Below are 20,070 nucleotides of genomic sequence, written 5' to 3'. Positions count from 1 at the left end.
TGGAGCCGATGCCTGCCTACGAGAGACGCATCATCCACCTGGCCCTGACAGACCATCCCGATGTCACCACAGAAAGCACCGGTGAGGGCGACGCCCGCAAGGTAATGATTCTGCCCGACCAGGGTAGTCAGAGCTAGCTTTACGGCAATAAAACAGGTTCATGGAATGTCCCTTCACTTGCTTTGTTTTCCATAACGTGTTAACCTTTGAAGTGTAAGTGCGTTGACGGAGAAGAGTAGGAGAGACACCGGTACCCAGCGAGTCTGGTATGGTGCGAGCAGACGTAGCCGGCTTTCCGAAAATCCCTCCCGAGCTGCCAACCGAAGGCCACCAGCGAAGCTGGTAGTTGTGTAGACTTGGCCGGAGTCGTCAGCCGTTATCCCTGACGGGGGTATGAATACGTACCCTGGATAAGTGCTCCGGCCTATTCCCGGAGAAGTAGGGTGGTACCGCGGGTTATAATTAATCCCGTCCCTTGGGGCGGGATATTTTCTTTATAGGGGGTGATAGCCATGTTTCAACCGGTGAGCAGCAGGGTGAGTTTCCCACAGGTGGAGGAGAGAATACTCGACCTGTGGCGGAAGAATAATACGTTCATCAGGAGTGTTGATGAACGCCGGAACGGCCCCCGTTTCGTCCTGTATGAAGGCCCACCCACCACCAACGGCAAGCCTGGCGTTAGTTGGGTAATGCCCCGTGTCCTTAAAGACATTATCCCCCGCTACAAGACAATGAAAGGCTACTACGTTCCGCGAATTGGAGGCTGGGACACGCACGGCCTGCCGGTAGAGCTGGAGGTAGAGAAGGAACTTGGCTTCTCCGGTAAGGCAGATATTGAGGAGTACGGCATCGAGCGATTCAATGACCGCTGCCGCGAGAGCGTCTCCCTCTATATCAAGGAGTTTGAAGACCTGACTGAGCGCATCGCATACTGGACCGACATGGAGCATGCCTACGTGACCATGGACAACAACTACATTGAGTCCGTCTGGTGGGCGATAAAACAGATGTGGGACAAGGGTCTGGTCTACCAGGGCTATAGAGTCACACCCCACTGCCCGCGCTGTGGTACGTCGCTCAGCTCCCATGAGGTCGCCCAGGGCTACAAGGAAAACACCGAAGACCCCTCGGTGTACATCAAGTTCAGAATCGTCCCTTCGGGCGACGAGCTTCCGGAGAGACTGCGAGACCTGGTTGGCCAAGAGAAGACCTACCTCCTGGCCTGGACAACCACTCCCTGGACATTGCCGGGTAACACTGCCCTGGCTGTAGCCCCTGATGATGAATACGCGGTCGTTGAGGTTGACGGTGAGTACCTGATTATGGCATCAGCGCTGTTACTGGTGACAGGTCTGGGTGACCGCACGGTGGCAGGGACTTTCCAGGGGAAAGAGCTGGCCGGTGTGAGATACGAACCGCTTTTCAATCCAGACTCATTCAACGTGGAGCGACAGCGTTTCCAGGAGCGTTCTGAACTGCCTGTGCAGGAGCCGGACGATAACCTGACCTACCGCGTGATTGCCACTGACTTCGTCTCTATGGAAGAGGGTACCGGCATTGTCCATGTCGCTCCCGCCTACGGCGAAGTCGACTACCAGGCCGGGCAGGACAACGACCTCGATTTCGTCCATCACGTCGACCTCCAGGGTAATATCAGCGGCAACTATCCCTTCTCGGGCAGGTTCGTCAAAGACGCCGACCCGCTGGTGCTGGATGACCTTGAGAAGAGAGGGCTGCTCTTTCGCAGCGAGTCAGTCCTGCACACTTACCCGTTCTGCTGGCGCTGTGATGCCCCCCTGCTCTACTACGCCAAGCAGACCTGGTACATCAGGACTACCACCGTTAAGGACAGTCTTCTGAGGGGTAATGACGAGATAAACTGGTACCCGGAGCATATCAAGTACGGCCGTTTCGGGGACTGGCTGAAGAACAATGTCGACTGGGCATTCTCACGGGAGCGCTACTGGGGGACTCCCCTTCCGGTCTGGCAGTGCCCGTCCTGCGGCAAGTTCGAATGTGTTGGTAGTGTTAGCGAGCTGGGAGAAATGGGCGCCACCGGACTGGAGGAACCCCTGGACCTGCACCGTCCCTTCGTTGACGGGATAACGCTTAAGTGCACCGAATGTGGTGGTGAGATGCGGCGGGTACCGGAGGTAATCGATTGCTGGTTCGACTCCGGGGCAATGCCACTGGCCCAGGACCACTACCCATTTGAGAATGAAACCCTACTGGAAGACGGGCGCTTTCCGGCCGACTATATCTGCGAGGCTATCGACCAGACGCGCGGATGGTTCTACAGCCTGCACGCCATTTCCACCCTTCTCTTCGACCGGCCCTGTTATCGCAATGTTATCTGCCACGGTCATATCCTGGACGCTAAAGGCGAGAAGATGAGCAAGAGCAAGGGGAATATCGTTGACCCGTGGGCCGTAATCAATAAGTTCGGTGCCGACGCTCTGCGGTGGTCCTTTTTCACGTCCGTACCCGTGGGGAACTCCATGCGATTTGACGAAGGTCTGCTCACTGAGATATCGCGGCGTCTCCTGATGACCCTCTGGAATGTCTACTCCTTTTTCATTACCTACGCTAACATAGACGAGTTCACCCCCGGACACGATAACACGCTGCTGGAATATTCGGAGCTTGACCGATGGATACTCTCCGAGCTTAATCAGCTCGTCAGGGACGTCGATGCCGGTCTTGATGACTACGACCCGACCGGAGCAGGACGCAAGATAGAGGACTTCGTTAATGTCCTGTCCAACTGGTATGTGCGCCGCAGCCGGAGACGGTTCTGGAAGAGTGAGAATGACGCTGATAAGCTGGCCGCTTATAACACACTCTACGAGTGCCTGGGGACATTGTCCAGGCTAATGGCGCCGTTCACACCGTTCCTCGCCGAGGAGCTATACCAGAACCTGGTCTGTTCCGTCTTTCCGGAAGCCCCGGACAGCGTGCACCTGGCCGACTTCCCAATTGCCGACGAGACGCTGATAGACGGGAAGCTATCGGAGGTTACGCGCCTGGCGATGAAGGTGAGCAACCAGGGACGGGCAGCCCGCAGTCAGGCCGGCATCAAGGTACGACAACCTCTGGCGATGGCATCAACTACTCTCATAAAGAGTCAGAGCGACCTGGATAGAGTCAAGCTACAGATAATGGAGGAGTTGAACGTAAAGGATATTATTCGCGAAGCTCCGGATGTAATAGACACGAAGGCTGCACAGGGTCTTTATGAAGTGAAAGTCGAAGCAGCTGGTTCTACAGGCATAACCATAGACATTCCCCCGGAGTTGGCCGCAGAAGGCATGGCGCGGGAGGTGGTGCACCGGCTCCAGACAATGCGTCGCTCAGCCGGTTTCAATATCGCGGACCACATCACCACCTTCTACGAAGGTGATACTTATATCAGGCAGGTTATGGAGGACTGGGCCGACTACATCAGGCAGGAAACGCTGTCACGACAACTTGCTGAGGGAGTGCCGGAGACGGATGCTTTTACCGCGAGCTACAAGCTGGTCGGGCATGATATCAAACTGGGAGTGAGGCGTGAGGCTTAGCCCTCGGGCGGGGGACTCTCCACCAGAGTTGCCTGTGTGGTCTGCTTCTGGTCACCCCGCCAGTAGACTATCTCTATCGTCTGTCCGACCTCCGTGGCGTGTATACCGGTGACCATCTCGTAGGCGGTGGTCACCTGGACACCATTGAAGCTGACGACGACATCTCCATCCTCGAGTCCCGCCCGGTCAGCCGGGCTGTCCGCGGCCACGTTGGTTATCAGCACCCCGGTATCAACGGGTAGCCGCTGCCAGAAGGCGGTGGTGGGATTGACAGTCTGGGTGCCCACACCGAGCCATGGGCGGACAACGTAGCCCATCTTGATCAGGCTCTGGATGATGGGAAGGGCATCGGTGCTGGCGATTGCCCAACCAACGCCTTCTACCTCAACCGCCTGGATTTTGGCGCTATTGATGCCAATCACCTCACCGGCCACGTTCACCAGCGGCCCCCCGCTGTTGCCGGGATTGATGGCCGCATCGGTCTCTATTAACCTGAGCGGTTGGCCCAGCTCTTCGTTAACGGCAACATCGTTCTGGCTGACGATTCCGAGGGTTGCCCTTATACCAAAGCCCAGAGAATTGCCGATGGCGATTACCCAGTCACCAACTCTCAGTTCGTCAGAATCACCCACGGCCACCGCAGGCAGCTTCCCGGCGTCTATCTTGAGTACAGCCAGGTCCGTCTGCGGGTCCATGGCCACAGTAGTAATATCCACCGGAATTACCCTTTCGTCATCCAGGGTTACCGTGATATTTATCGCGCCGCTGACAACGTGGGCGTTCGTCACGATAATGCCGCTTTCATCGATAATCCAGCCCGAACCGCCGCCCTCCTGGGTGTACTGCCGATTAAAAACATCAAGGCTCACTACCTCAACGGTAATAGCAACCACTGACGGTTTGACCCTGGCAACAACATCGGCAATGCTGGGCAGCGCTTCTGATTGGTCGCCTGAAGAGGATACCTCCCAATCAGGGTTTATGGGATTTACCTCTTCCTCTTCAACTTTTATGGTAGCGGGTGGTTCCTGCGGTTCTGACGATTCCAGCTCCGGTATCAGATCACAACCGAGGGTAAAAAGCAACGACACGACAAGCGCAATTGAGAGGACCAAATGCCTGAGTTTCATCAACATCACCACCATCAGTTTAATGATAACCCCGCTATGAAAGCAGTGTCAAGACAAGGCAGCCGGAGCTGTCTGTTACTCTAACTTAGCAACAGATTATTAAGGAATCATTAAGGTCCTGTTGAATTGATGAAGAAGGGGAGCAGGCTTTCGCCTGCCCCCCTGAATGTGTTCCAGGTGTGGCTGTTCTACTGCCGGTCTACCTGTGGTAGTGAGGCAAGCGCTTCCTTGACCTTCTCCTCGGGGTAGTCATAGTCCTCAAGCTTGCCTGATAGATAGGCATCATAAGCCGCCAGGTCGAAATGACCATGTCCGCTATGGGCCAGCAGGATGGTCTTTGACTCGCCGGTCTGCTTGCATTTCAGGGCTTCGTCAATCGTTACCCTGATGGCATGGTTGGTCTCGGGTGCGGAAAGGATGCCTTCGGTTCGGGCAAAAGTCACCCCGGCCTCGAAGGTGGCCATCTGTGGCACTGCCGTGGCTTCAACCAGACCGAGCTTCACCAGGTGGCAGATGATGGGTGCCATGCCGTGATAGCGAAGGCCACCGGCGTGGACTGGAGGTGGTATAAAGCCATGTCCCAGGGTATTCATGAAGGCTATCGGGGCCATACCGGCAACATCTCCGAAGTCCCAGGCCAGGGGCCCCTTGGTCAACGTGGGACAACTGGTCGGCTCTACGCAGATAATGCGCAGGTCCGGTCTGGTACCATCGATCTTGTCCTTGACAAATGGCAGGAACATTCCGGCAAAGTTAGAGCCGCCACCAACGCAACCGACAATAATATCGGGGTAGGTGTCTGTCTGCTCCTCCATCAGCTTCTTTGTCTCCAGACCATTGATTGTGTTGTGAAGCAGCACGTGGTTGAGCACGCTGCCCAGCGAGTACCTGGTATCATCATGGGTGGCGGCATCCTCTACCGCTTCACTAATGGCCATACCGAGGCTGCCCGGGGAATCCGGGTCTTGCCCGAGGATGGTGCGCCCGATATTGGTATCTTCGCTGGGGCTGGCGACGCAGGTGGCCCCCCAGGTCTCCATCAGTATGCGGCGGTAGGGCTTCTGGTTGTAGCTGATCCTGACCATGTAGACCTTGAGTTCCAGGCCGAAGAACATGCAGCCCATCGATAGCGCACTGCCCCACTGCCCGGCCCCGGTCTCGGTGGCTATACGCTTAACTCCCGCCTGCTTATTGTAGTATGCCTGGGCAACTGCCGTGTTCGGCTTGTGGCTCCCGCCCTGGCTGGTACCCTCATACTTGTAGAATATCTTGGCCGGGGTATCCAGCGCTTTCTCCAGGCGGTGTGCCCGGTGCAGGATGGTCGGTCTCCAGGTACGGTAGATTTCCTGCACCTCTTCCGGGACGTCAATCCAACGCTCCGTGCTGAACTCCTGTTCGTTCAGGGCTTCAACGAAAAGTGGTGGTGGAAGAATCGTGGGTTCCTTGGTGGCTGGATGCAGAAGTGGCGGAAGCGGCTCGGGCAGGTCCGCCTGGATGTTATACCAGGCAGTCGGCATGTCCTTTTCATCAAGAATAAACTTCGCTCTATCCATTTTCTCTCCTTTCAGATATTCCAGGTAATTTCAATATCAACCACATATCACTATAATTTGGCCCCGCAGGGCCAGCGTAGTGATTTTATCAGCAAATCGTCACCTCCTCTTGGTTCCTGTCACTTACAGGAAATTCAAAACCTCCCATCCCCAAAGGGACGAGAGGTTTATCTCCGCGGTGCCACCCTAATTCACAGGCCCCGACCCCGTCAGGAGTCGGCCCCATCTCAATCAGGTACCGGGGCTGGTCCCGATACCCTGGGATTGATAACGCTTCCCCGGCGACAAAGCCTACTCGTTACCCGGTCTCAGACCGGCCACTTTCGGTTTGCGGCTCCCAGGTCCATTCGACTTCTGCGCCGGTATCGGCTCACACCTTACCCGACTCTCTGAACCTCGCTGGAAGTGTACTAGTCCTGTTCGCAGCCTTTACCATATTATGCCTGCTATCGAACATAGCAGGGTTGCTGTCTTCGACAGCACGGTTGCTAGTAACCATAACATGAGGCTCCTTGTTTGTCAATAGGAACTACATGGCCTGCAACAGTCCCTCGACATGCCAGCTGGGCACCACAGCCCTCGGAATACTCGTCCGTCAATATTGATATAGCTCTCTCCGGGCCGCGACCATTAGGCAAGTGAGGAAAAATCCTTTCGACCAACCCCACTATATCTGGGGGACACCGGCAGAATCTGGTTTCGGATTCTGCCCACGTCATTCTGTAAGAATAACACCCAGACACCCCTGCCATAAGGGGGCTCCCCCCCTTCTGAGGGGGCTCCCTCTGGACTCACCTTTTCATCACCCTGTTAAAGAGTGGAATAAACTAGCCAAAGCCTTCTTTAAAACCTTTGCACTTGTCTACTGCGGTGGTTTTTGGCGAGAGACCCAGGGAACTGAGGATCATGTTTCCCACCGAAGACGAATCCCAGTAGGTGGGTCAGCACCTCAAGTGCTACTCGGTGACAAGGGAGCTGGTTTACCGTGGGGATAGTGAGTCGGCAGTCGCCTGTGCTCTCGCCCCGACAGGCTTGCCTTTTTCTGGCTCGTTGACAATGGTAACTCCACGGAGAAATTAGCACCACCCGTCGGGTTGTTCTCCACGTGTATCAGCCCCCCGTGTTCGGTGACTATGCCGTAGCAGATGCTCAGTCCGAGTCCGGTGCCCTTCCTGTTCCGCTTTGTGCTAAAGAAGGGATAAAACACCTGGCCCAAATTCTCCTCGGGTATGCCGGTTCCGGTGTCCGCGACGGATACCTTGACCCAATCGCCGTCGATCCCTGCGGTGATGACAATGGTCCTGTCCTCACTCTCAAGCACAGCCTCCTCGGCGTTTACCAAGAGGTTCATGAAGACCTGGGTTAGCTGGGACGCGTTTCCTCTTACCGTGATTTGTTCCTCGGGTAGGTCAACGTAAACAGTGATGTTCTGCACCGTCTGCGTGTACCGCCGCATGTCCGTGACCTTTCTGAGGATATTGTTCAGGTTGAGGCGGCGTACCTTGGATGTCGACTGGCAGCTGTACGTCAGGAGGTTGGTCATTATTTGCGCGGCCCGCTTCACTTCATCATGCACGATTCTCAGGTCCCGATTGATCTCTCTGGGCACTTCGCTGTCCATCAGCATCTCAGAGTAGAGCAGCACTGTTGCCAATGGGTTATTAACCTCGTGGGCTATTCCAGCAGTCATCTCTCCCAGTGAGGCCAGCAACTGGGAGTGTTGGAGTTGCTCCTCCATCTTCCTGGATTCGCTGACGTCTTCGGCAACGACTACAAATCCCGCAGGCCTGTCTGAGGGATCCTTGAGCAGTGCCATACTCAACCGGACGGGGAATTGGACTCCATCGGTGGTCAGGAAGTCGTAGTAAAGGCCTCTAGTAAACCCTGTGTTCAGAGTGTTTCCCATGTCCTCCATGATCCTGGCATGGTCTTTGGTAGCCACCAGGATCACGATACTCCGCCCGGTGAACTCGTCCCTGCTGGCGTAACCGTGCATGCTGACCATCACCTCGTTGGTCTCAATAATATTGGCGTCGAGATCGGTTACCACAATCCCTTCGGCCATGGACTCAAACATCAGACGCAGTTTCTCCTCCGACTTGCGGAACTGTTCCTCTGCCTGGCTTCGTTCGGTTACCTCTTTCAGCGTCCTGCGGTACAAGCTTGCGTTTTCGAATGCCATGGCCATCTGACTGGCCACTGCCGTGATCAGCTTCGTGTCCTCCTCAGAATAGGGCTGCTGGCTGAGCTTCTTCCCCAGCACCAGCACCCCGGAAAGTTCGCTCTGACGCGTTCTGATCGGGACGAACAGCTCGCCCCCCAGCATGTCCAGGCTCTGCCTCTCACTCCGACTGATGCCCCCAAGCTCGGGAATGATGTCCAATTCTATGGAGAAGAGCACACGTCCATGGCGTTTCAGCCACCGGAGAAGAGCGCTACGGTGCTTGAGAATGACTCCCTCGGGACTACGCTCGAGGCCGAAGTCAGACGTAACAACCCAGCCATTTCTGTTCTCGGAAGGGAGGAGAAGACACGAACTCGATGCGTGGAGCCCACCGCCAACAAGCTGGACCATATTGGAGCCCAGCTTCTGTATGTTGGCGATGCTATGGGTCTCGTGACTGAACTGTTGCAGTGCCTTCAGGTAGTCGTACCTCTCGCGGTAGAACAGCTTGTCGACCATCCTCTGCGCCCAGCTATGCAGCGGTCCAAGAGCGATGGCCGCAAGCAGTACCACACCGGCATGGACCTTCCACAGCGCTCCGGTTCCACCAACAAGCCGGCTAACAATTACCAGTGTGCCTACGTAGGGGATGCCCACGATGGCACTCAGCAAGAGGTAGACCAGGCCTTTCTTGAGGACGATACGGATATCCAGCAGGTGGTATTTGAGAATGGCTATGCCGCACATAAGGCAGAATACCAGGTTGCCCCAGATGGCAACCGGGGGCAGGCCAGTGAAAGCATCCAGTGCGGCTCCCACCAAGGGAAAGGGTACGCCTATGAGGAGGTACTGAATGCGATTCCTCTCCTCATACGAGTGAGAGGTACGGTAACGTTTGAGCAGGTTGTATGCTCCACCTGCCATGAACAGGAAGCCGCCAGCGGGAGGCGAGTCGCCGAGATGAGGATTATACGGCGCTTCATGAAGGCGTCCTCGCCGCTCTACCGGGACGAGGGCTGAGTGCGCCGACTACTTCCGGTCGCGCTCCAGGGATTTTGAAGTCTGGGCCAGGCCCAGCCCGAACGTGTAGCGCGGCTTACTGCTACTCAGTGTCATCGCTGGGTTTCAGGAGTGGGGGAGACCTTCGGCTGACGATGAACTCCTCGACATGAAGATCCAGACTTCGCTGGAGAGGGCGCTCAGTCACAAGGAGATTCTGGGGGCATAGGTTGCTGTCTGACGGTTAGTTGGCCTCTATCATCTCTATTATTGGCTCCCCAATGCCCGACATTCGCAGATGATGTTCACCGACGGTGAGAACCATTTGTAGTCGATACACATCAGCATTTGACAAGGTATCGCTCGTACTGTACCTTATCAATGCGTGAATGGGAGGCAGCTATGTGCGGTGGGTTTGCCAGGTTGGTCTTGTGGCACAGTCTCCGTGAGCGAGGCGAGTCTTCCATGCATGGGTATTCGCGTGCGGCCTTGGATGACCGGGGCCAGACCCTCAACTGCATCTCTACCAGTCCTTCTGTCTGTGGAAGTCCCCCCGAGCGACCCTGTGGCAGCCGCCGCTCATGGTGTGCCCATCGCCCGACCAAGCACGTAGCTCAAGATCACCGCGTATCCCGTCCCCGATAGTCACACGAACGCAACAGCCGTGTCGAAATAAGGAGAGATCCTACCGCAGTAGAGACTATGGAGTCACAGAGCACTCAGGACGAGTTGGAGAGGCGTCAGCGGGAGATCCTGGCTTTGAGTCGGGTATCGGCAGCGCTGAGCGACCTCACGGATCTGGATGCCATCCTCGGCGTCGCGCTGGATACTGTTCTGGACATCATGGACGGCACTATCGGTGGTATCCTGCTACTTGACGAGCAGACCCAGATGCTTTCGTACCGGGTACACCGTGGGTTGAGCGCAGCATATGTTGAGCAAATGCGTCTGCATCGGGGTGAAGGAATTGCCGGTGGGGTGGCTCAGAGTGGCAAGGCGATTCTCCTGGAGGATATCTCCACTGACCCACGTACTGCGCACCCAGACGTGGTGAGTGATGAGGGTCTGAAGGCATTCGTCAGCGTTCCGCTGCGGGCAAGGGACAAGGTTCTGGGCGTAATGAACGTTGCCAGCCACCTGCCGCGCCGCTTCACCCCGAATGACATGCACCTGCTGCACTCGATCGGGGATCAGCTTGGCATTGCCATTGAACACACAGCGTTGTACGAACGGCTGAGAAGGGCTCGAGAAAGGTACCGTCGGCTGGCAAGGCAGACTCTGATGGCTGAAGAGGAAGAGCGAAGGAGACTTGCCGGTGAACTCCACGATGAAACCAGTCAGGCACTTTCCGGATTGACCCTCCAGCTGCAGGCACTGGTGGATCGGGCCGAGATGTCTGGCAGCCAGGACCCTGAGTTGATAGCCAGGTTGAAGAACGTACAGTCCCAGGCGGTGCAGGTGCATAAGGAGATAGGCAGGCTGATACGTGACCTCCGCCCTTCCTTGCTGGATACGTTGGGACTGGTTCCTGCCATTCGCCAGTACGCTGAGAACATCCTCAGTTCTCTGGGCATCGAGGTGTCTGTAAAAGTCAAAGGGGAGGACAGACGTCTGCCCCCGGAAGTTGAGGCCGGGCTTTTTCGCTGGACTCAGGGAGCCATAGGCAATATCGCCCAGCACTCCGGGGCAGACAACGCAACCATTGTCCTCACGTATCAGGACGATGAGTTGTTCCTGCGCATCAGCGATGATGGTCAGGGGTTCGATGTCTCGGAAATCACCGACATTGAAGAGAGCGGCCGCGGTCGAGGGGTCTTTGGCATGAAGGAGAGAGTGGGGCTTCTCGGTGGCACCTGTGCCATTGAGTCTCAGCCCGGACAAGGAACCACTGTCTGGGCAAGAATGCCCATTACCCAAGGTGACAGGGATGCAGAGAATAAGAGTACTGGTGGTAGATGACCATACCATTGTCCGGGATGGCGTCTGTGCCCTGCTGGCACTCGCCGGAGACATACAGGTAGTAGGTGAGGCCGCCAACGGGAGCGAAGCCCTCAAGATGATTGGCGAGCTTGAGCCAGACGTAGTGCTCATGGACATAGCCATGCCAGTCATGGGGGGACTGGAAGCCACACGCAGGATACGCAGGGAGTTCCCAAGGACAAGGGTGCTGGTACTCACTCAATATGATGACAAGGAGTACGTGTTCCCGGTCATTGAGTCCGGGGCCTCCGGTTTCATCAGCAAGACAGCAGCATCTTCAGAGCTTACCGTAGGTATCCGCTCTGTGTACCAGGGAGATTCCTACCTCTCTCCATCGGTCGCCAGGCTCCTGGTTGAAGATTTCCAGCAGGAGGCTGGCGGGCGGGCGAGACAGGACCCCTACGAGCAATTGACGGACCGGGAACGAGACGTACTGAAGCTGCTTGTGGAGGGATACACCACGCAGGAAGTGGCGGATACGCTGGTGATTACGCCGAAGACCGTTGAGGGACATAAGACCAAACTCATGTCCAAGCTTGGCATCCACAATCGTATTGACCTGGTCAAGTATGCCTTGCGGAAAGGCATCATCACTATCTGACTTCAGGACATCCCATCACGTCCTGGACTCTGCCCCAATCGGCCACGAGGTTCCCTGGAACCTTCCTCTTCTCGTCAATCAACAGCCCATCCATGCTTCTCTAGCTCAGTGCCCCCGGACAGGGGATAATCCCGGACAATCCAAGGGTCTTATGTCTCCCCATCAAGGTGAAGCCCCGTTGCGAAGGACAGTGGGGCACCTTATGCTGTGAAGTAAGACTGGTCCGATACCTGTGGACTGGCAGCCGCGCCAGGTATGGGGGACGGTTCCGGGGAAGGAGGATGAAGATGGCAGACAAACCGAAGATACTGATTGTGGACGAGGAGCCTGGTTTCTCGCAGACCATGCGGGCAGCTCTACTGACGAAGTCCTACGAGGTTGTCACCGCCGCTAGCAGAAGCCAGGCTCAGGCAATGGCCAGAGACGAAAGACCTGACCTCGTTATTCTGGGGACAATAATGCCCAGAGAAGACGCATACCTGTTCCACCACTGGCTCAAGCAAACACCGCCGTTCCGCGGTATACCAATCGTGGTTATCAATGCCCCACGGGAAAAGCAACTCGTCCAGGGCTGGCGCAGAGAGGAAGGCATAACATGTGATGCCGATGATTTCCTGACCAAACCTATCGAGCCAGTGGCGCTGTTGCCTCGTATCGAGAAGTTGCTCGACAGAGTCACCAAAAGGATTACGGTCCTGGTAGCTGACGACCATGCCATGGTCAGGGACGGGATTCGGGCAGTACTGGCCGTACAGCGGGATGTGGAGGTGGTTGGAGAAGCTGTCAACGGAAGGGAGGCACTGGCGAAGAGCGTCGAGCTTAACCCTGACGTTGTCCTGATGGACATAATCATGCCAGTAATGAATGGTCTCGATGCTACGGAACAGATATCCAGGCAGTGCCCACTGTGCAAGGTGCTGATGCTTACCCAGTACGATGATGAGGAAAACGTTGTGGCCAGCTCCCAGGCAGGTGCCCTGGGCTTCATTTCTAAAACGGCCGTCAGCTCTCAGCTGCTGGCCGGCATAAGGTCAGTGAAGCAAGGGAAGCGTTTCGTACATAGTGCTTCCTAGTTAGGCCTGGCTAGACGTAGTTAGCCAGGTCGTTCCAGCGGAGTTACGAGAGGGCATTGGTGGAAGCGATTACAATTACCCTTGACGGAGTAGAGGTAAGCGGTCATTCAGGTATGACCATTCTGGACCTGGCCCAAGAGTCAGGCGTGGACATCCCCACCATGTGTCATGATTCTCACCTCACCCCGACTGGTGCCTGTCGGCTGTGCCTGGTAGAGGACGAGCCTTCAGGGAAACTGCTGGCGGCTTGTGTTTCTCCGATAAGCCCGGGCATGGTAGTCAACACCCGTTCCCCGCGGGTGATGGAGCGCCGGAAGACGGTCATCCAGCTCCTGCTTGCCAGCCATCCCGATTCCTGTCTGGTGTGCGACAGAGGCAATGGCTGCCAACTACGCAAGCTGGCCTCTGAGATGGGCATCGGGCTGGTGCGGTTCCAGAGAATCCCCCAGTCGGCCACCATTGAGGAAGTCAACCCGTTCATCGAAAGAGACCTCTCCAAGTGCATACTGTGCGCCAAGTGTATCCGAGCCGACCAGGAGCTTGTTGTTGAAGGTGCAATCGACTACTTTGCCCGGGGATTCGCCTCCAAGCCGGCGACACTGAACGACACACCGCTGGAGAAGTCCGAATGCACCTTCTGCGGGACCTGCGTGGGGCTGTGTCCCACCGGTGCCCTGATGGAAAAGGAGAGGGCATACCGGGGAACGACTACCACTGCTGTTGACACGGTGTGCCCTTTCTGCGGTTGTGGCTGCAGCATATCCCTGGAGACAAAGAACAATCGGGTGGTACGAGTAAGGCCCGGCACCGAGAGTCAAGTAAACCACGCCACTCTCTGTGTGAGGGGCTGCTACGGCTACGATTTCATTCACAGTCCGGATAGACTTGGTAGCCCCCTGGTCAAAACGGCGGAAGGTCTTGAAGCAGTTACCTGGGAGCAGGCCCTGGATAGAGCGGCTGCCGAATTCGGGCGAATAAAGGAAGAACATGGCCCCGAGAGCCTGGCTATTCTTGGTTCCTCCAAATGCACCAACGAAGAGAATTACCTCCTGCAGAGACTGGCCCGCGGTGTCCTGGGTACGAACAATATCGACAACGGCAGCCGACTGTATAACTCCGCCAGCAGGGTCGGTCTGGGATGGTCTATCGGTGTTCCGGGCACGACAAGCTCCCTTGACGACCTGGAACGGTCAGAAGTGATAATGGTCATTGGAGCCGATCCCGTTACGTCCGCTCCGGCGGTGGGGTACGCTGTCAAGCGTGCCGTCAAGTATGGAGGCGCCAGGCTGCTGCTGGTAGACCCACGACAAACGAAGCTGGCACAGTTCGCTCACCTCTGGTTGAGGCCGAAAATCGGCACAGATGTAGCCCTGATAAACGGCCTGGCGAAGGTAATCATTGACGAAAAGCTCTTCGACGTGGAGTTCGTGACCCGCAGGACAGACGGTTATGCTGAGCTGGTGAAGAGCCTGAAGATAGACAGTCCCGAGAACATGGAAGAGCGGACCGGTGTCCCCGGTCGGGATGTGCAACTTGCTGCCCGCCTGTTTGCTGGCGCGGAGCGGGCCTCGATCGTCTACGGCAATGGAATCACCCAGCACGTGACCGGCACAGACGCGGTAACTGCCCTCGCAAACGTAGCCATGCTCACTGGGAACATAGGCCGTCGACGTGGAGGCATCTTCGCCCTGCAGCGCGAGAATAATGCTCACGGGGCATGTGACATGGGCAGTCTGCCTGATTCGCTGCCCGGCTACCAGAGCCTGGACGATGCTCGGGCCAGGAAGAGCTTCGAGGTACGCTGGGGAGTCCAGTTGCCGACCGAGGTCGGGCTTACGGCTGTGGAGATGATCGAGCAGGCAGCATCAGGAAGAATCAAAGGGATGCTGATTGTGGGGGAAAATCCTGTTTCAACCTTCCCGTCCCCTTCCCTGGTCAGGGACGCTCTTGCTTCACTGGAGTTCCTCGTTGTCGTCGACATGTTCCAGACGGAAACCGCGGAGTTGGCAGCGGTGGTTCTACCTGCCGCAAGCTTTGCGGAGAAGGAGGGCACTTTCACCAACTTCGAAGGGAGGGTCCAGCGGGTACGCAGAGCTATTGAACCTGCCGGAGGGAGTCTGCCGGACTGGCAGATAATTCTCCGGTTGGCCGAGAGGATGGGACACCCGATGCCATATTCCACTCCTCGAAAGGTCATGGACGAGATCGAGGAACTCGTGCCTCTGTACCAGCACCCCACCCGCACCGGCCTGGATACAGAGGACCCGGAGTGGGCCGAACCGGAGAGCAGCTTTTCGGAACGAAGACGCCTCTACAAGGGCCTGTTCCCCAGCGGCTTCGGGCGGTTCTCCCCTGTAGAGTATGCTCCGCCAGCGAATATGCCGGGAGACGGATATCCACTGACATTGCTGTCCGGGTCGGTGCTGCCCCACTTTGGTGGCGGCACCAGGAGCCAAAAGGCTTCCCGCTTGAAGAGGTTCTCGCCACACTCCTGGGTGGAGATCAACGACGCAGATGCCGGAGACCTCGGATTCGGTGATGGTGATGCCGTCAAGGTCGTCTCACCCGTCGGCGAAGTGACTGCTGCCGTAAGGGTTACCGATACGCTACCCTCAGGGACCATTTTCATGCCGGTGTCGTTTCCGGAGAGTCCGGTCAACGGGCTGTTTGACGTAGCGCTGGACCCCCGGGCGAAGACACCGTCTCTCAAAGCGTATGCCGTGAGACTGGAAAGGAACAGTGCCGATGGCTGATGTGAAAGCAGACCTTGAGCAAGTAAACAGTATCATAGCCGACTACCGGGAGCGAAGATGGGCACTGATACCCCTTCTCCAGGAGATTCAGCGGGTGGTCGGCTATATCCCCCCTGAAGTGGTGCCACTTGTTGCCAGGAGTCTGGGCCTGTTTCCCAGTCAGGTGCAGGGAGTGGTTACCTTCTATGCTCAGATCTATACCGCACCACGGGGGAAGAACATAGTCAGGGTGTGTCGCGGGACCGCCTGTCACGTGCGGGGCGCGAAGACGATACTGAAGCTGGTCAAGCAACAGATCGGTGTCGAGGAGGACGAGACCACCCCTGACTTCGAGTACACCCTGGAGACGGTGGCCTGCATTGGTTGCTGCGCACTGGCACCTAATATGGTTGTCAACATGACTACTCACGGTCACATGAACCCCAAGAAAGTAGCCAGATTGTTTAGCAGGAAGGACTAGGCAACATGGAGCTTCATGGTACTATTTACGTTTGTCGCGGGACAGGATGTGTCTCCGGTGGCGGTGATGACGTCTATGAGGCACTTAAAACAGAGGTAGACCGCCTGGAACTTACGGTAGCCGGGGTAGATTTCACCGGGTGCCATGGTTTCTGCCAGCAAGGTCCAAACGTTGTCGTCGAGCCCGATGGTATCTTCTATACCCACGTAGAACCAGAGGATGCCTCCGAGATTATAACCTCACACCTTCGGGACGGCAAACCGGTAGAACGGCTTTTCTATCATGACCCGGTAACCGGTCAGGCGGTACCACGCTATTCAGACATAAACTTTTACCGTAACCAGGAGCGTGTTATCCTGCGTAACTGCGGTCATATCAATCCGGAGAGGATTGAAGACTACATTACCGCCGGCGGCTACCAGGCCTTGCGTAAGGTCCTTTCCACCATGACGCCCGAGCGGGTGATTGAGGAGATAAAAAAGTCCGGACTTCGTGGGCGTGGTGGGGCCGGGTTCCCCACTGGTATGAAGTGGGAGTTGTGTCGGAAAGAGCCCGGCCTGGTGAAATACGTCATCTGCAACGCGGACGAAGGAGACCCGGGGGCCTTCATGGACCGCTCTATCCTGGAGGCGGACCCGCACGCTGTTCTGGAAGGGCTGACCATTGCCGCCTATGCTGTGGGAGCCAGTGAGGGTCATATCTATGTCCGTGCTGAATACCCATTGGCCGTAAATAGAATTGTCACTGCCCTTGGCCAGGCTCAGCAGAATGGATTCATTGGGAATGATGTAATGGGTTCCGGTTTTAATTTTATAGTGCATATGGAAGAGGGGGCCGGTGCTTTCGTTTGTGGTGAGGAGACAGCCCTGATTGCTTCCATCGAGAGCCGTCGGGGAATGCCCCGCCCTCGTCCCCCTTTCCCCCCTCAGTCGGGTCTGGACGGACAACCCACGATAATCAACAACGTGAAAACACTGGTCTCAGTGCCCGTGATTATTGAGCGAGGCGCCGAGTGGTTTGCCGGCATCGGTACTGAGAAAAGCAAAGGTACGGCGGTATTTGCCCTTACCGGGAAGATTGCTAACAGTGGCCTGGTAGAAGTGCCAATGGGTACCCCTCTGTCCCGCATTATTATGGATATTGGTGGCGGTATTCCAGGGGGCAAGCGTTTCAAGGCAGTGCAGACCGGAGGCCCATCGGGAGGCTGCATCCCGGCTCGCCTGATTGACACGTCCGTGGACTACGAGTCACTGGCCGGACTGGGCTCGATAATGGGCTCCGGTGGTATGGTGGTCATGGATGAGGCTACCTGTATGGTTGAAATCGCCAGATTTTTCCTCAATTTCGTCCAGTCCGAGTCCTGCGGGAAATGCACGCCCTGTCGTTTGGGGACAAGGCAAATGCTGGAGATTCTGACCAGAATCACCGAGGGCAAAGGCCGTGACGCGGATATTGACGACCTTCTTGATATTGCCGCTGCTGTGAAGGAGTGCTCACTGTGCGGTCTCGGCCAGACCTCACCCAACCCGGTGTTGTCCACGTTAAAATACTTCCGGGATGAGTTTGATGCTCATATAAGGGAAAAGAAGTGTCCGGCAGCCGTCTGTGATGCCCTGATGATATCACCATGTCAGCACACCTGCCCTGCAGGTATAAATGTCCCCAAATACGTTGCTCATATTGCTGCCGGTGAATACCAGGAAGCTGTAGATACCATTCGGGAGCGTAATCCATTCCCTGCTATCTGCGGTCGTATCTGTAACCACCCCTGTGAATTCAGGTGTCGACGGGGAGAACTGGACGACCCGGTTGCCATCAGGGAGCTTAAGCGTTTTGCCGCTGACTGGTACTTTCAGAATGTGACTGAAGACCCGGAGCCATTCCCGCAGACGCGCAGTCAGCGGGTGGCCGTAGTCGGGGCTGGTCCTACCGGCCTATCCTGTGCCTACTTCCTGGCTCAAATGGGGTATCCGGTGACGGCCTTTGAAGCCCTCCCCGTGGGTGGCGGTATGTTAAGTGTGGCGATCCCCGAGTTCCGGTTGCCTCGAGAGGTTATTCAGAAAGAGATTGATTACATCGCGAAACGAGGAGTGGATATCAGGTATAACAGTCCGATTACGGTAAATTTCACCGTGGAAGACCTCAAGAGAGATGGCTATGAGGCTGTATTTATTGCGGCTGGCGCTCAGAGGAGCCAGCGTGTTGGTATACCCGGTGAACTGGAGGACATCAAAGGTTTCTTCTATGGGTTGAGATTCCTCAGGGATATCAAAACGGGCAGGCAGGTGGAGATTGGTCGCCGGGTAGCCGTAATCGGGGGCGGTAATGTGGCGCTGGACGCGGCGCGTACCGCCCTCCGACTCGGTGCGGAAGAGGTCAATATCTTCTATCGAAGGTCCCGGGAAGAGATGCCGGTCACAGAAGTGGAGTACGAACAGGCTATTGCTGAGGGTGTTCAGGTCCATTTCCTGGTAAGTCCTACCAGGGTAGTCAGCCAGGACTGGGAAGTGACGGGCTTGCAATGCAGCCGGATGAGGCTGGGTGAACCTGATGAGAGTGGACGGCGTCGGCCGCTCCCCATTCCCGGCTCGGAACTCTTTATTGAGGCAGATAACGTAATTGCGGCCGTAGGCCAGGCTCCCGACCTTTCCTTCCTGCCTGTGGACAGTGCCCTGGAAAGGACTCGCTGGGAGACCCTGGTTGTTGATAGTAATACCCTTGCCACGAATGTTGAAGGCGTATTCGCAGGTGGTGACTTTGTTACTGGCCCGGGGATGGTTATTGACGCAATCGCTGCCGGCAGGAGGGCGGCTTTCGCCATCGATAAGTATATCAGGGGTGATACCTCACGGGTCGAGATGTATGATCTCAAATCACCGGTGAGTGGTGAGTTGCCGGACCTGGAGACTGATGAGGTATGGGAGAAACAGCCAAGATTGGCGGCGTCCCTGCTTCCGACTCATGAGAGAAAGACCAGCTTTGCCGAGGTAGAACTTGCCTTCTCTGAGGAGAGAGCCGGACAGGAAGCCAGGCGATGCCTGCGCTGTGACCTGGAAAGGTAGTCGCGCAGGGATGCCTGCGCTGTGACCTGGAGAAGTAACCGGGTGATGCTGTTCGCCCCGCGGGGAGATTATGATGAAATCAATAACAAGACTGAAGCAGTTTGAGGAGATCAAGGAGCAGTTAACCAGCTTTGACAGACTCTTCATTATTGGCTGTGGTACCTGTACTACCATGACCAGGACGGGAGGGATTGACCAGGTTCTTGAGATGAAGGACCGTCTCCAGGAAACGGGTAAACGGGTCAGTGGCTGGACGGTTATTCCCACGGCTTGCGATGAAATGACCGGGGTTTCCATGAAGGAAAACAGCCGGGCTATTCAGGATGCCGGCTGTATACTGGCAATGACCTGTGCGCTGGGCGTGCACCGGATGGGGCTGTATATCAACCATCCTGTTATCCCTGCCCTGGACACGCTGTTCATTGCAGTGGAAAATGCCCCGGGTTATTTCACTGAAGTCTGTGCCCAGTGTGGCCAGTGCCTGCTCGGGGAGACAGCGGGCATCTGCCCGATAACGGCCTGCCACAAACAACTGGTAAACGGACCATGCGGTGGTACTAACGATGGTAAGTGTGAGGTAGATAAGGAGAAGGACTGTGCATGGACTCTCATTTACCAGCGACTTAAAGACCAGGACAGGCTCGATTTGATGCGAAAATACCATCCTCCCCGGAACTCTCAGGTATTACCCAGACCGAGAATGGTCCAAATACAGTGAGTGAGGTGGGCAGTATA

General features: G+C 56.3%; 12 protein-coding genes and 1 other annotated feature. Of the genes, 9 read left to right on the top strand and 3 right to left on the bottom strand.

The features are described 5' to 3' along the window. The first annotated feature begins 8 nt into the window (after nucleotides 1-8). Together VMW13_07205 and ileS are read left to right on the top strand one after the other, a co-directional pair. A complete protein-coding gene (locus VMW13_07205) occupies nucleotides 9-137 on the top strand; it encodes a R3H domain-containing nucleic acid-binding protein (GenBank protein ID HUV44600.1) in 129 nt (42 codons plus the stop codon). A gap of 76 nt (nucleotides 138-213) precedes the next feature. Further along, nucleotides 214-479, top strand: a binding site (T-box leader). A 33-nt stretch (nucleotides 480-512) separates the two neighbouring features. Continuing rightward, nucleotides 513-3,560, top strand: a complete 3,048-nt coding sequence (ileS, locus tag VMW13_07200; protein HUV44599.1) for an isoleucine--tRNA ligase — start codon at nucleotides 513-515, stop codon at nucleotides 3,558-3,560. Here ileS and VMW13_07195 read toward each other — a convergent pair. The 3 genes from VMW13_07195 to VMW13_07185 all read right to left on the bottom strand — a co-directional run bounded on the left by VMW13_07195 (nucleotide 3,557) and on the right by VMW13_07185 (nucleotide 9,331). Further along, complete coding sequence (locus tag VMW13_07195; protein ID HUV44598.1) at nucleotides 3,557-4,690, bottom strand: trypsin-like peptidase domain-containing protein; 1,134 nt, start codon at nucleotides 4,688-4,690, stop codon at nucleotides 3,557-3,559. The genes ileS and VMW13_07195 overlap by 4 nt on opposite strands. 188 nt (nucleotides 4,691-4,878) lie before the next feature. Then, on the bottom strand, nucleotides 4,879-6,243 hold the full coding sequence (locus VMW13_07190; GenBank protein ID HUV44597.1) for a TrpB-like pyridoxal phosphate-dependent enzyme: 1,365 nt from the start codon (nucleotides 6,241-6,243) through the stop codon (nucleotides 4,879-4,881). Between the two features lie 949 nt (nucleotides 6,244-7,192). Beyond that, nucleotides 7,193-9,331 carry an ATP-binding protein gene (locus VMW13_07185; protein ID HUV44596.1) on the bottom strand — a complete coding sequence of 713 codons (2,139 nt, stop codon included), beginning with the start codon at nucleotides 9,329-9,331 and terminating at the stop codon, nucleotides 7,193-7,195. A gap of 777 nt (nucleotides 9,332-10,108) precedes the next feature. Here VMW13_07185 and VMW13_07180 point away from each other — a divergent pair. The 7 genes from VMW13_07180 to VMW13_07150 all read left to right on the top strand — a co-directional run bounded on the left by VMW13_07180 (nucleotide 10,109) and on the right by VMW13_07150 (nucleotide 20,053). Then, complete coding sequence (locus VMW13_07180) at nucleotides 10,109-11,365, top strand: GAF domain-containing sensor histidine kinase (GenBank protein ID HUV44595.1); 1,257 nt, start codon at nucleotides 10,109-10,111, stop codon at nucleotides 11,363-11,365. Continuing rightward, nucleotides 11,334-11,987 (top strand): response regulator transcription factor, encoded by a 654-nt coding sequence (locus VMW13_07175; GenBank protein ID HUV44594.1) that lies wholly within the window; start codon nucleotides 11,334-11,336, stop codon nucleotides 11,985-11,987. Before VMW13_07180 ends, VMW13_07175 begins: the two co-directional genes overlap by 32 nt. Before the next feature lie 287 nt (nucleotides 11,988-12,274). Beyond that, nucleotides 12,275-13,060 (top strand): response regulator, encoded by a 786-nt coding sequence (locus VMW13_07170; protein HUV44593.1) that lies wholly within the window; start codon nucleotides 12,275-12,277, stop codon nucleotides 13,058-13,060. Nucleotides 13,061-13,119: 59 nt separating this feature from the next. Then, the gene (gene fdhF, locus VMW13_07165; GenBank protein ID HUV44592.1) at nucleotides 13,120-15,813 is read left to right on the top strand and encodes a formate dehydrogenase subunit alpha; all 2,694 of its coding nucleotides are present in this window, start codon (nucleotides 13,120-13,122) and stop codon (nucleotides 15,811-15,813) included. Beyond that, nucleotides 15,806-16,273 (top strand): NADH-quinone oxidoreductase subunit NuoE, encoded by a 468-nt coding sequence (gene nuoE, locus VMW13_07160; GenBank protein ID HUV44591.1) that lies wholly within the window; start codon nucleotides 15,806-15,808, stop codon nucleotides 16,271-16,273. The genes fdhF and nuoE overlap by 8 nt, the downstream gene beginning before the upstream one ends. 5 nt (nucleotides 16,274-16,278) lie before the next feature. Continuing rightward, nucleotides 16,279-19,335 carry an NADH-quinone oxidoreductase subunit NuoF gene (gene nuoF, locus VMW13_07155; GenBank protein HUV44590.1) on the top strand — a complete coding sequence of 1,019 codons (3,057 nt, stop codon included), beginning with the start codon at nucleotides 16,279-16,281 and terminating at the stop codon, nucleotides 19,333-19,335. A 70-nt stretch (nucleotides 19,336-19,405) separates the two neighbouring features. After that, nucleotides 19,406-20,053: a methylenetetrahydrofolate reductase C-terminal domain-containing protein gene (locus VMW13_07150; GenBank protein ID HUV44589.1), complete on the top strand. Its 648-nt coding sequence runs from the start codon at nucleotides 19,406-19,408 to the stop codon at nucleotides 20,051-20,053. Nucleotides 20,054-20,070: the final 17 nt, after the last annotated feature.

Source organism: Dehalococcoidales bacterium (assembly GCA_035529395.1).
Taxonomy (GTDB): Bacteria; Chloroflexota; Dehalococcoidia; order Dehalococcoidales; family Fen-1064; genus DUES01.
The sequence above is the reverse complement of the archived record's forward strand: the minus strand, read 5'-3'. Positions and strand labels throughout refer to the sequence as shown.